11 protein-coding genes are annotated in these 12,436 nt (G+C 68.4%); 1 reads left to right on the plus strand and 10 read right to left on the minus strand.

The features are described 5' to 3' along the window. Nucleotides 1-12: 12 nt before the first annotated feature. Entirely contained in the window at nucleotides 13-1,188 is a 1,176-nt protein-coding gene (locus tag JNK84_RS20275; RefSeq protein ID WP_293427503.1) for a cupin domain-containing protein, read from the minus strand. A gap of 27 nt (nucleotides 1,189-1,215) precedes the next feature. Further along, nucleotides 1,216-1,563, minus strand: coding sequence for a hypothetical protein (locus JNK84_RS20280; RefSeq protein WP_293427506.1), 348 nt, complete (start codon nucleotides 1,561-1,563; stop codon nucleotides 1,216-1,218). A 539-nt stretch (nucleotides 1,564-2,102) separates the two neighbouring features. On the opposite strand from JNK84_RS20280, the gene typA reads away from it, so the two are divergent. Continuing rightward, entirely contained in the window at nucleotides 2,103-3,926 is a 1,824-nt protein-coding gene (typA, locus tag JNK84_RS20285) for a translational GTPase TypA (protein ID WP_293427509.1), read from the plus strand. 28 nt (nucleotides 3,927-3,954) lie between these two features. On the opposite strand, the gene JNK84_RS20290 is transcribed toward typA, so the two are convergent. The 8 genes from JNK84_RS20290 to JNK84_RS20325 all read right to left on the minus strand — a co-directional run bounded on the left by JNK84_RS20290 (nucleotide 3,955) and on the right by JNK84_RS20325 (nucleotide 12,416). Beyond that, nucleotides 3,955-4,593: a DUF1062 domain-containing protein gene (locus tag JNK84_RS20290; protein ID WP_293427511.1), complete on the minus strand. Its 639-nt coding sequence runs from the start codon at nucleotides 4,591-4,593 to the stop codon at nucleotides 3,955-3,957. 338 nt (nucleotides 4,594-4,931) lie between these two features. Then, nucleotides 4,932-6,191, minus strand: coding sequence for an NAD(P)/FAD-dependent oxidoreductase (locus JNK84_RS20295; protein WP_293427513.1), 1,260 nt, complete (start codon nucleotides 6,189-6,191; stop codon nucleotides 4,932-4,934). Next, entirely contained in the window at nucleotides 6,188-7,582 is a 1,395-nt protein-coding gene (locus JNK84_RS20300) for a M20 family metallopeptidase (protein ID WP_293427516.1), read from the minus strand. Before JNK84_RS20300 ends, JNK84_RS20295 begins: the two co-directional genes overlap by 4 nt. Nucleotides 7,583-7,678: 96 nt before the next feature. Further along, nucleotides 7,679-8,575: an ABC transporter permease gene (locus JNK84_RS20305; RefSeq protein WP_293427518.1), complete on the minus strand. Its 897-nt coding sequence runs from the start codon at nucleotides 8,573-8,575 to the stop codon at nucleotides 7,679-7,681. Nucleotide 8,576: 1 nt separating this feature from the next. After that, nucleotides 8,577-9,494 carry an ABC transporter permease gene (locus tag JNK84_RS20310; RefSeq protein ID WP_293427521.1) on the minus strand — a complete coding sequence of 306 codons (918 nt, stop codon included), beginning with the start codon at nucleotides 9,492-9,494 and terminating at the stop codon, nucleotides 8,577-8,579. A 64-nt stretch (nucleotides 9,495-9,558) separates the two neighbouring features. Next, entirely contained in the window at nucleotides 9,559-11,103 is a 1,545-nt protein-coding gene (locus JNK84_RS20315) for an ABC transporter substrate-binding protein (RefSeq protein WP_293427524.1), read from the minus strand. A gap of 97 nt (nucleotides 11,104-11,200) precedes the next feature. Further along, the gene (locus JNK84_RS20320; RefSeq protein ID WP_441343279.1) at nucleotides 11,201-12,145 is read right to left on the minus strand and encodes a polyprenyl synthetase family protein; all 945 of its coding nucleotides are present in this window, start codon (nucleotides 12,143-12,145) and stop codon (nucleotides 11,201-11,203) included. A 67-nt stretch (nucleotides 12,146-12,212) separates the two neighbouring features. Then, entirely contained in the window at nucleotides 12,213-12,416 is a 204-nt protein-coding gene (locus JNK84_RS20325; RefSeq protein WP_293427527.1) for a hypothetical protein, read from the minus strand. Nucleotides 12,417-12,436: the final 20 nt, after the last annotated feature.

The following is a 12,436-nucleotide window of genomic DNA, read 5'->3' on the forward strand; positions in this document are numbered from 1 at the left end:
CCGCGAACTTCCCTAACGGAATTCGAGCAGGCCGACCTTGGCCAGCCGGCGGCAGAAGGCGAGCGCGGCCTCCCCGCCCAGCGATGACGGCGTCGCGCCCTCGCTCAGCCGTTCCAGCCAGCCGAGCTCGACCGAGGTCAGGCGCTCCGCCTCGCCGGCCCAGCGCAGTTCCGCGCCATCGCCGACCGGCACGACGTGGTGGTGCACCGCATCGGCCAGCACGAGCATATCCTCCGGCCCCGGCGCGGGCGTCACGAGGCCGCGCGCGGCCATGGGCATGCGGTCCGAGGCGAGTTGCTGCAGGAACTGCATGGCGACGAGGTCCATGGCCTCCTCGCTCGCGATGGCCGAAAGCCTGTCCCGCGCGGCCTGGACCAGCCCGGCCCGCACGGTCTCGTCGCCGATGCGCCAGGTGCGGAACGACCGCCTCAGGCCGGCGTCGCGCGCCTCCATCTGGTCGATGGCCGCGCGCAGGGCGTCAGCCCAGCTCGGCTCCAGAAGACCGATGGTCGCGTGTAGCGAGGGCTCGCCACCCTCCTGCACCGAGGCGTCATGCAGAACGCCGCGTGGCACGTAGAGCACGTCGCCGGCATTCAGGATGACTTCCTTGCCGCCCGCCGGATCGTGCCGGTGCAGCTTGGCGTCCCAACGCGTCTGGCGCGTCGCATTCGGCACGATGGCATCGTCCCACACGCGCCAGCGCTTGGCTCCCGACACCTGCAGCACCAGCACGTCGTGGGTGTCGAAATGGGTCCTGAACCCCTGCGCGCCCGGCGGGGTCAGGTAGATATTGGCCTGAACGGCATGCAGGAACAGCTTCTCCAGCCCCCGGCAGAAATCGGCCAGCGGGCGGTGGAGCTCGTGGAACTGCGAGACAACCAGCGTCGCGCCGCCGTCGAACAGCGGGAACAGGCGCGAGGGATCGACCTTGCCGTCGGAATAGGTGAACTCGTCGTCCGGAACCCCGGCGCTGCCGTTGCGGCCGCTATCAGCGAGGCTGACGCGCGGCACCTGCGCGCCATCGGTGCGCAGGAAGGCGTCGAGGTCGGCGATCGACAGAAGCCGGCCGAACCGCGCGGGATCCTCGCCCTTGAAGTGCCGCGCCCGGCCGTCCTCGCGCAGTGCGAAGGCCTGATCGGCGGACAGCGCTCCAAAGGCGAGCGCGAAGGCATCCGCCGCAAGCGTCATGGCATTCCCCGGGAAATGAGGTTTCGGCTACCAGCCGCGTCCGCCGCCGCGCGGATCGCGCGGGTCGTTGTCGGTGACGCGCACGCGCCGCCGGTAGGTTCGAACGCGGCCACGGCCCTCGGCGTCATAGGGGTCGTTGTCCGTGCCGCGCCGGCGCACGTAGCGGCCCCGGCCGCGTCCCTCGCGGTCGTAGGGGTCGCTGTCGGTAACGCGCAGGCGCTGCGCTTCGGCCGGCGTGGATGTCGTCACCGTGGCGGCGGTCGTCACCACGGCGGCGCCGAGCAGCGTCTTGAACATGAACAGGCGCCGGTCGAGGGGATCCCGGGCCGGCGCGTCGCCGCCTGCGCCCGCAAGGTCGTTGTCGATGTCAGCCACTCACGCCTCCCACCTGACCGCTGCCGTCACCGGACAATTGAACGGTTCTAGTCGTGACAGATTGCCACAGGCGACGGAGGTCACTCAAGGGCAATTTACGTTTGGTCAGGGGAGCGCCCGGAGTGGAGGGGAGGAGACCGCGCTCAAGGGGTCGCAGATTGCGGTCCCCTCCCGTCCGAGCCAGTGAGCCGGCAACGCAAGATACCTGACGCCGGTTCGCGATCACCAGTGCACGGCCGATGCCACCGCCATCAGCACCGCAGCGAACCAATATCTGGTACCCGTTCGGGATATTGCCACAAGATGCAGGGTCGGGTTCCGACGAGTCCCTGCCACCCCTCCCGGAATGGCTCTTGCGTTCTGCAAGACCCCTCGCAGATTGCGAGACTGTCACGGCAAAATCGCGCCGTCGTGCCAGTTGCGCGCTTTCCGTTGCGCTCGGCGGCTCGGTCCTATAGATGCACCGCAACACAATTTCATGCGGGTCCGCGTTTCCAACCGGGACCCGCTTTTTGTATTTGCCGACCGGACGCACCCCCATGAGCATGCGAAACATCGCCATTATTGCCCACGTCGACCACGGCAAGACCACGCTCGTCGACAAGCTCCTCCAGCAATCGGGCTCGTTCCGCGAGAACCAGCGCGTCGCCGAGCGCGTCATGGATTCCAACGACCTCGAGAAGGAGCGCGGCATCACCATCCTCGCCAAGGCGACCTCGGTCGTCTGGAAGGACACGCGCATCAACATCGTCGACACGCCCGGCCACGCCGATTTCGGCGGCGAGGTGGAGCGCATCCTGTCCATGGTGGACGGCGCCATCGTGCTGGTCGATGCCGCCGAGGGCCCGATGCCGCAGACCAAGTTCGTGGTCGGCAAGGCGCTGAAGATCGGCCTGAAGCCGATCGTCGCCATCAACAAGATCGACCGCCCCGACGCCCGCCACATCGAGGTCATCAACGAGGTCTTCGACCTGTTCGCCGCCCTCGACGCCACCGACGAGCAGCTCGACTTCCCGATCCTCTACGGGTCCGGCCGCGAGGGCTGGATGGCCGAGAAGCCGGAAGGCCCGATCGACCAGGGCCTCGCGCCCCTGTTCGACCTCGTCCTGCGTCACGTGCCGGCGCCGAAGGTCGACCCGCAGCCGTTCCGCATGCTCGGCACGCTGCTGGAGGCCAACCCCTTCCTCGGCCGCATGATCACCGGCCGCATCGCCTCCGGCACCGTCAAGCCGAACCAGGCGGTGAAGGTGCTCTCGCGCGACGGCACCGTCGTCGAGACCGGCCGCGTCTCCAAGATCCTCGCCTTCCGCGGCATCGAGCGCCAGCCGATCGACGAGGGCGTCGCCGGCGACATCGTTGCGATCGCCGGCCTGTCCAAGGGCTCGGTCGCCGACACCTTCTGCGATCCCGTCGTGGAGACCCCGATCCAGGCCCAGCCGATCGATCCGCCGACCGTCATGATGGGCTTCATCGTCAACGACAGTCCGCTGGCCGGCACCGAGGGCGACAAGGTCACCAGCCGCATGATCCGCGACCGCCTGTTCAAGGAGGCCGAGGGCAACGTCACGCTGAAGATCGAGGAGAGCCCCGACAAGGATACGTTCTTCGTTTCCGGTCGCGGCGAACTGCAGCTCGCCATCCTCATCGAGACCATGCGCCGCGAAGGCTTTGAACTCGCCGTCTCGCGTCCGCGCGTCGTTTTCCAGAAGGGCGAGAACGGCGAGACGCTCGAGCCGATCGAGGAAGTACTGATCGACGTGGACGAGGAGCATTCCGGCGTCGTCGTCCAGAAGATGAGCGAGCGCCGCGCCGAGATGGTCGAGATGAAGCCCTCGGGCGGCAACCGCCTGCGGCTCGTCTTCCACGCCCCGACCCGCGGCCTGATCGGCTACCAGTCGGAGCTTTTGACCGACACGCGCGGCACCGCGATCATGAACCGCCTGTTCAAGGCCTACGAGCCCTACAAGGGCGAGATCCCCGGCCGCGTCAACGGCGTGCTGATCTCCAACGACATCGGCGAGGCCGTGGCCTATGCCATGTGGAACCTCGAGGATCGCGGCCCGATGATCATCGACCCGGGCGTCCGCATCTATCGCGGCATGATCATCGGCATCCACAACCGCGACAACGACCTCGAAGTGAACGTGCTGAAGGGCAAGAAGCTCACCAATATCCGCACGACGTCGAAGGACGAGGCCGTCCGCCTCACCCCGCCGATCCGCATGACGCTGGAAAAGGCGCTGGCCTGGATCCAGGACGACGAGCTGGTCGAGGTGACGCCGAAGTCGATCCGCGTCCGCAAGACCCATCTCGACCCGAACGACCGCAAGCGCGCCGAGAAGTCCAGGGAAGCGGTGGCGTAGTCAAGCCATCGCCTGATCAAGCGGCGGCTCAGGCAGGCGGCGGGCCAGTATCGCCGCCCGCCGCACGTGCCGCGACCCGGCGCAGCATGTCGCCCTCCGCCGGCTCTACCCGCAGGATCATCCCATCCCTGACGGACTTGCGAAGCCCGTCCGTGGGCGCGAGCTGTCCGCTTTGGGCGAACCTCGCGAGCGCGCTGCGCGACAGGCCGAGTTCTCCCGCCAGCAGCCGGTCGAGGCGCACCGGAACGGGGTGGGGCGCCAGCACGCCGATCTCCAGCGCGGGAACACACGCGGGCTCGTCGCCAACGACAAGGCGGCTCACGCCGAAATCAGCCGCCTGATCGATCCTCCGCGAGTCCATCCGAAGGGTCGCGACATCACAGGCGATGCGCTCGGCGAGCGCAGCGTTGTTGTCCTGAAGAGCCGCCATCATGGCCGGGTCGATATCGCCTGCCGGCCGTCGCTCGAAGATCGTCCGGTTCCAGGTGCCCTCGCAGGCCACGCATCGATAGATGAGCCAGGCATCGAGCCGCCTGCCATTGGCATTAAGCCTGAATTTTCCGCTGCACCGGAATGGCCGCTGCGTCCGGCACTGGCTGCAGTTCCGCCATGGCTGAGGCGTGGACAAGGGTTTGATGGTCCATTGGACGATGAGCCGTCGCGACATGTCGGTGGGTACTTCCCGGTGGGAAGTCCGTCGTCATGGCGGGATGCGAAGGCGCCTGGGGCGCGTGCGGCGAGGCGATGATCGAAGCGGTCCGGTCGAAGCGCGCGGCGTTCGACATTGGCAAGCTCACCAAGCCGGCCTCGGACCGCCACGCAGACGAACGCAATTCATTCAGGCGACGCGAGGCGCCACCTTGCGAAATCTGGTGAGACGGAGAGACCGGCGATTACGAAGGCAAAGTGCGACGCCTGCGATGTGAACAGCCGCCGTTTCTTACGCGAGCCGAGACCGGTGGGGCAAGCAGCAGGTGGCCGTGCGCGGCTTTGCCGCAACAGCGGTCAGCCGCCGAAGCGCTCCGCCGCGAACGGCGCCGTCGGGATCGACGTCGCCTCGCCCGCGATGATCTCCGCCACCACCTTGCCGGTGATCGGCCCGGTCGACAGGCCGATATGACCGTGGCCGAAGGCGAGGACGACATGCGGATGGCGCGGCGCGCGGCCGATCACCGGCAGGCCGTCCGGCGTCGAGGGCCGCGATCCGTGCCACGGGCCCGGTTCGACGGCGTCGCCGACCGCCAGCGTCTCGCGCGCTTCCGCTTCCACCGCGTCGATCTGCGCGAGATTCGGCGGCGCATCGCGGCGCGCCAGCTCCACGCCCGACAGCACCCGCAGCCCCGCATTCATCGGCGAGACGATGTAGCTGCCGCCGGTGTCGTAGATCGGCCGCGACAGCCTGTGCTCGCCGGCATCCGCGAAGTGGCGGTGGTAGCCGCGCTCGGCCGCCAGCGGCAGGCGATAGCCCATGGCGCGCGTCAGGTCGTGCGAGGCGGCGCCCGTCGCGACCACCACGGTCGCGGCCCTGATCTCGCCGCCGCCCTCGAGCAGCACTTTCGCGCCGTCGCCGTCCTCGACGACATTCGCTGCCCTGGCGGACACGAAGGCGATGCCCCGGCCGCGCGCGGCGCTCTCGTAGGCTTGCACCAACCCGCCGGGATCGAGCACCGAGCCCGTCTCCGTGTGCCAGATCGCCTTGGCGAAGCGCCGCTTCAACGCCGGTTCGAACTGCGGCAGTTCGGCGCCGTCGATCACCTCGAACCCGACGCGATACTGCGTCAGAAGCTCTCGCTCCAGCACCGTGCCGGCGAAGGCCTCCTCGGTGCGGTAGAGCTTCATCCAGCCGCGCCGGATGATCAGGTCGCGGACGCCGATCTCGTCGGCAATGCGCCAGTGCTCGTCGTAGGCGGCGGCGCAGAGCGGATCGAGCGCGGCGGCAGCCTCCCGCCACGACGCCTCGTTGCAGCGCCTCAGAAAAGCGAGGAGCCAGGGCGCGAAGGCGAGGAGCGAACCGTAATCGACCCGGATCGCGTTCTCGCGGTTCAGCGCATAGCGCGGCAGTTTCCTGAGCAGCCCCGGCGCCGCCACCGGGAACAGCGAGCCGCGCGAGATGACGCCGGCATTGCCGTAGCTCGTCGCATTGCGGATGCCGCCGGGATCGATGACGGTGACATCGAGCCCGCGCGCCCGGCAGGCAAGCGCCGTCGCAAGCCCGACAATGCCGCCGCCGACGATGGCGACACCGCCTGCCGGGGCCGCGATCACCTGACGACCTTGGGATGCGTGCCCTCGCCGAGATCCCAGTAGAGCCCGGCCATCAGGCCGATCGCCTCGCGCACCAGCGCGCTCGGCACGTGCTCGTTCGGCGCATGCTGCGAGCAGCCGGGATAGGAGTGCGGCACCCAGATCGTCGGCATGCCGAGGATTTCCGCGAAAACGTCGTTCGGCAGCGATCCGCCGGCATTCGGGATCACCGCCGGCTTCTTGTTGGTGGTGAGCGCGATGGAACTCGCCGCCCACTGCACCCAGGGATGGTCGGGGTCCGTGCGCGTCGCCTTGAACGACGCGTCGCGGCCGCTCGTCACCTCGACGTCGGAGAAGCCGTGGCGCGCGAGGTGCCGCCGGATCGCCGGGATGAAGCCGTCGGGGTCGGAGCCGACCACGGTGCGGATCTGGCAGGTGGCCTTGGCCGAGGGCGGCACGGCGTTCTGCGGATTGCCGATATCGCCCGCGCCGAAGGCGAGAATCTCGAACGTGTTCCAGCCATAGACCTTCTCGGCCGGCGTGAAGCCGATCTCGCCCCACCAGGGCTCGATCTGCGGTCCGCCGGGAATGCTGGCGGGTTCGATGTCGGCGAGCGCCCGACGCACCGAATCCGGTAGCGACGCCGGCAGCAGTTCATGAACCAGCACCTGTCCGGTCGAGCTGATGATGGTCGCCAGCGCATGGGCGAGACGCACCGCCGGGTTCGACAGGAGCCCGCCCCAGTTGCCGGAATGATGGCCGCCCTCGCGGGCGTTGATCGCAAAGTCGATGCGGTAGCCGCCGCGCGAGCCGAGACAGAGCGTCGGCCGGTCGGCGGTGAGGCGCGGTCCGTCCGAGCCGATCAGGATATCGGCCTTGAACAGGTGCCCGTGCTCGCGCGCGAGATCGTGCAGGCCGGCCGACCCGACCTCCTCGCCCATCTCGATCAGGTAGCGGATGTTGAAGCCGAGTTTGCCGCGCGTCGCGATGACCGCCCGCAGCGCCTCGATATTGATGGCGTGCTGGCCCTTGTTGTCGACCACGCCACGGCCATACCAGCGCTCGCCGGTATCATCGAGCGTCCAGGGGTCGCGGCCTTCCTGCCATTGCCCCTCCATGCCGGCGACGACGTCGCCATGGCCGTAGCCGAGCACCGTGACCAGCGCCGGGTCCTCGATCCGCTCGGCCAGCAGGAACGGCCCCTTCGCTTTCGGATGGGTCAGCGTGCGGCAGGTGAAGCCGAGCGCCTCCAGCGAAGGCTGCATCTCCTCGGCGAGGTAGCGGGCAAGGTCCGGCGCGCGGGCCGGGTTCTGGCTCTCCGTGGGGATCGCGATGCGCCGGGCGAAGATCGCCTTCAGGCTGCCGTCGTCGAACATCCGGTGCGCGGCGGCAATGGCGGTGGAGCGGGTCATGAGGGCCTCTGGCGGATTTGCACCGATTCATAACGCAACTCGGCGCGAGCCAGGCAGCGGCAGGACTGCATGACTGCGCGCCGAGCCCTGCTTTCGTCAGCTATGGCTCTTCGGTGCCGTGACGTCGCGCAGGCCGTCGCCGATCATGTTGATGGCGAGCACCAGCAGCGCCAGCGCCGCGCCAGGAATGGCGATCAGCCAGAACGAGAAGAACATGAAGTTCTTCGCTTCCGAGATCATCAGGCCCCAGGACGGCAGCGGCGGCTGGACGCCGAGCCCGAGGAAGGACAAGGCGGCCTCGAGGAGGATGGCGCTGGCCGCCTCGACCGTGCCGACCACGATGAGATGCGGCAGCACGTTGGGCAGCACCTCGCGCAGGATGATGCGGAGCTGGCTTGAGCCGCCGGCGCGCGCCGCTTCCACATAGTCCAGCGAGCGCACCTGCTGCGTCGCCGAACGCATGACGACGGCGAAGCGGTCCCATTTGAGCAGGCCGAGCACCGCGATGACGATGCCGAGCGTGCCGCCGACCATCGCGACCACCGCGAGCGCGACCAGCACCACCGGCAGCGCCAGCCGCGTCGTGATGATGAAGGTGATCGCCATGTCGATCCGGCCGCCGAAATAGCCGGCCGCGAGGCCGAGGGCGGTGCCGATCGTCCCCGAGATCAGCATCACAGCGAGGCCGATCAGCAGCGAGATCTGCGCGCCGTAGAGCGTGCGCGACAGGTAGTCCCGGCCGAGATTGTCGGTGCCGAGAATATGGGTCCAGGTGCCCCGCTCGTACCAGATCGGCGGCACGAGCCGGTTGTTGAGGTCCTGCGCATAGGGATCGTGCGGCGCGATCAGTGGCGCCAGCAGCGCGATCAGGACGATGATGCCGAACACGGCGCTGCCGAACAGCAGGCCCTTGTGACCCATCACCCGCCGCATCAGGCGCGAGGGTTCGGCGGTGGCGACGACGGGCGCGTCGGTGTGGGCGATGTCGCTCATGTCAGCCCACCCTGATCCTGGGATCGAGCCACGCATTGACCAGATCGGCGCCGAGCGTCAGCAGCACATAGGCCACCGACAGCATCAGCAGCACCGCCTGGATCACCGGGAAATCCTTCTGCGCGATGGCCTGGTAGGCGAGGTAGCCGAGCCCGTCGAGCGCGAAGACCGTCTCGATGACGATGGAGCCGCCGAGCAGGAAGCCGAGCTGCACCGCCGTCAGGGCGACGACCGGCACCAGCGCGTTGCGCAGCGCATGGCGCAGCACCACGGTCGCCGGCGGCAGGCCCTTGGCGCGCGCGGTGCGGATGTAGTCGGCGTTCAGCACCTCGATCATGCCGGCCCGGACGAGGCGCATGAAAGGCGGCGTCACGTAGTAGCCGAGCGCGACGGTGGGCATGATGAAGTGCCACCAGCTGTCGGCGCCCGAGACCGGCAGCCAGCCGAGGCCGATGGAGAAGACCATGATCAGGCACAGGGCGAAGAAGAAATTGGGCAGCGCCTGACCCGCGACCGCCAGGCCGAGGCAGAGCCGGTCGATCCAGGAATTCTGCCAGACCGCCGCCATGACGCCGAGCGGGATCGACAGGATCAGCGCGAAGGCGATCGACAGCAGCGCGAGGACGGCGGTGGTCTGGATCTTGTCGCCGATCAGTTCGGTCACCGGCGTCTTGAAATAGAGCGACTGGCCGAAATCGCCCTTCAGGGTGCGCCCGAGCCACTCGACATATTGCACCACCAGCGGACGGTCGAGGCCGTATTGCTGGCGGACGGCGGCGATGTCATCGGCGCGCGCGCCCTCACCGGCGATGGCGATGGCGACATCACCCGTCAGCCGGACCAGCACGAAGGCCAGCACCGACACGGCGAACGCGACGAGGGCGGCCAGAGCCAGCCGCTTGAGCGTGTAGATAAACATTCAGTCATGCGCCTTGGAATTGACCGCCGCCACGATCCCTAACGGACCGGGCGGCAGCATGCCATCATTTCCAGCGCATTTCCCAGAACCGCGGAAGCTCGTCCGGATAGGCGTTGAATTCCAGGTCCTTGGAGGCGGCGTAGAAGGTGACGAGGTTGTAGAGCGGCACCGAATAGGCCTGTTCGGTGATGATCGCGTGGGCCTGCCGATAGGCGGCGAGGCGCTGCTGCGGATCGGTCACGGTGTCGCCGCGCTCCAGGAGCTCGATCACCTTGGGGTCGCGCGAAATGTCGTCGTCGAGGCCCTTGTAGTAGACCGGCGTCGAGGCCGACACGTCGTTGATCGAGAACGAGCCCCAGGTCTGGTGCGCCATGGCGGCCCGGCCCGCGCGGATCTGGTCGCGCATGGCCGCGTACTGGCCGAAGCGCAGCGTCGCGCGGATGCCGACGGCGCGCAGATAGTTGATCATCGCCTCGGCCTGGTTCCGCTCGCGATAGGAATGGAACTCGACCTCGAAACCGTTCGGGAAGCCGGCCTCGGCGAGCAGCTGGCGCGCCTTGGCGGGGTCATAGTTGTAGACCGCCGCCTGCGAGGCGTCGCAGCCGAACTGCGCAGGGAAGCAGATGGCGTTGATGAGCTGCGAGCCCGGCCCGACCAGCTGCGTCGCCATCGTCTGGCGATCGATGGCATGGGCGATGGCGCGGCGCACGCGCACGTCGCGCAGCGGCGGCGACGGCGAGCGCTCGGTCGTCGCCATGTTGAGGAAGACGATGCGCATGGTGCCGCCCGAGACGATCTGCAGCGTCGGCACGACGCGCATCTGCTGGGCCTGGTCGGGCGCGACGTTCATGACGAAGTCGAGGCCGCCCGACAGCATCTCCGCGACCTGCGTCTGGCGGTCGGGGATGAAGCGGATGACGATGCGCTGGATGGTCGGCTGCGGCTTCGGACCGTCGCGGAAGTAGTCGGGATTGCGCTCGAGCGTGATCGAGCGGCCGATCTGGTGCTCGACGACCCGATACGGACCCGAGCCGACCGGCTTCTCGTTCATGCCCTTCGGGCCGACCTGCTCGTAATAGGCGGCGGGGTGGATGACGATGGGGCCGGCGAGATATTCGATGGCCGCCGGGAACGGCCGCTTGGTGATGATGCGGACCTTGTGGGAATCGACTTTCTCGACGCGGTCGATCCAGTTGACGTTCGACTGGGTGGTCGAGCGGTTCGCCGGATTGGCGACGTAGTTCAGCGTATAGACCACGTCGTCGGCGGTGAACTCGGCGCCGTTGTGGAACTTCACGCCGCGCCTGAGGTCGAGCTCCAGCGTCTTCTCGTCGATCCAGCGCCAGGCGGTCGCCAGCTGCCCCTTGTACTCGTTGGTCTTGGGGTCGCGGTAGATCAGGTTGTCCCAGACCTGATGGGCGATGATCACGCCGATACGAACGTTGTTGAAGAACGGATCGACGTTCTCCGGCACCTGGTCATAGGCGAAGCGGAGCGTGTTCCGCGCCTTCTGCGCGTCCGCCGATCCCGCAAGGCCCGCCGCGAGCACGACGCCCATCGCCAGCGCCGCAAGGCCGCGCATGGCCGACCGCTTCAAAGACCAGCCCATGGCCCGTTCCCCCATTCGCCAAGTTCAGGAAAGCGCGGATCGTCGCGCGCGCCGTTCGAGCATGTCAAGGCGGCAGGCCTTGAGTCCGATCCGCCGCTCAGGTCGTGCGGAAGGCCACGAAACGCGCTGTGGCAGCCAGCGTGCCGGCCCGTTCGCCGAAAGCTGCCAGCTTCGCCTCCGCATCGCTGACGAGGCGCGTCAGTTCGTCGCGCGCCCACATCGTACCGTTCAGCGATACGAGCGTTCCCTTTCCACGGGCCGCATCCTTGCCGGTCGCTTTGCCGGCCCGGGCCGCGTCGCCCTCGACATCGATCAGGTCGTCGGCGATCTGGAAGGCCAGCCCCACCGTCTCGCCATAGGCCACGAGCGCCGCGCGCTGGGGCGCGGAGGCGCCGCCGAGCACCGCCCCGGCCTCGCAGGCGAAGCGGATCAGCGCGCCGGTCTTCATCGCCTGCAGGCGGCGGATTTCGGCATCGGCGAGCGACAGGGGGCGGCCGTCGGCGAAACGCCCCTCCGCCGCCAGGTCCAGCACCTGCCCGCCGGCCATGCCGCCGACGCCGGCCGCACGCGCCAGCATGACGACGAGTTCCGCGCGAACGGCCGGATCGGCATGGGTTTGCGGCGAAGCCATCGCGTCGAAGGCCAGCGTCAGCAGGGCATCGCCGGCAAGAATGGCGGAGGCTTCGTCATAGGCCTTGTGGACGGTCGGGCGGCCACGCCTGACATCGTCGTCGTCCATCGCCGGCAGATCGTCGTGGATGAGCGAATAGCAGTGGACGAGTTCGAGCGCCGCGGCGGCGCGCACCGCCGCCTCGGGCGGAAGCCCGAACAGCGCCGCGCTCTCCATGACGAGAAACGGCCGCAGCCGCTTGCCGCCCGCGAGCACGCCATGGCGCATGGCGGCGATCAGGCGCTCCGGCCGGGCGGTCTCGCCGGCCGCCGCATCGCCGGACAGCAGCATCGCCAGCGCCGCCTCGACATGACCGGCGGCGGCGGCAAGACGGGTCTCGAAGGCGGTATCGGCGGCGATGGCGACGGGCATGGCCGAGCCGTGGCGGACACGGCCGCGCCCGTCAAGCCCGAAAGGCGCTCAGTCCGCGCGCGGGCAATCAGTGCGCCCGATAAAGCACGCGGAACTGCGCCGGCGCCGCCGTCATGAGCGTCTGCGCCGCCACCGGCAGGATCGAGATGATCCGCTCGGCATCGATGCCGCGATCGGCGAGCGCCGCGTTGAGGGCCGAGACATTGGCCTCGGTGACGATCTCGCCGACGGCATCGGCGCGGTTGGAATGCAGGGCTTGGGCAACGGCCATCTGAATATCTCCTTTCGGGT

Source organism: Phreatobacter sp. (assembly GCF_016793595.1).
GTDB lineage: Bacteria > Pseudomonadota > Alphaproteobacteria > Rhizobiales > Phreatobacteraceae > Phreatobacter.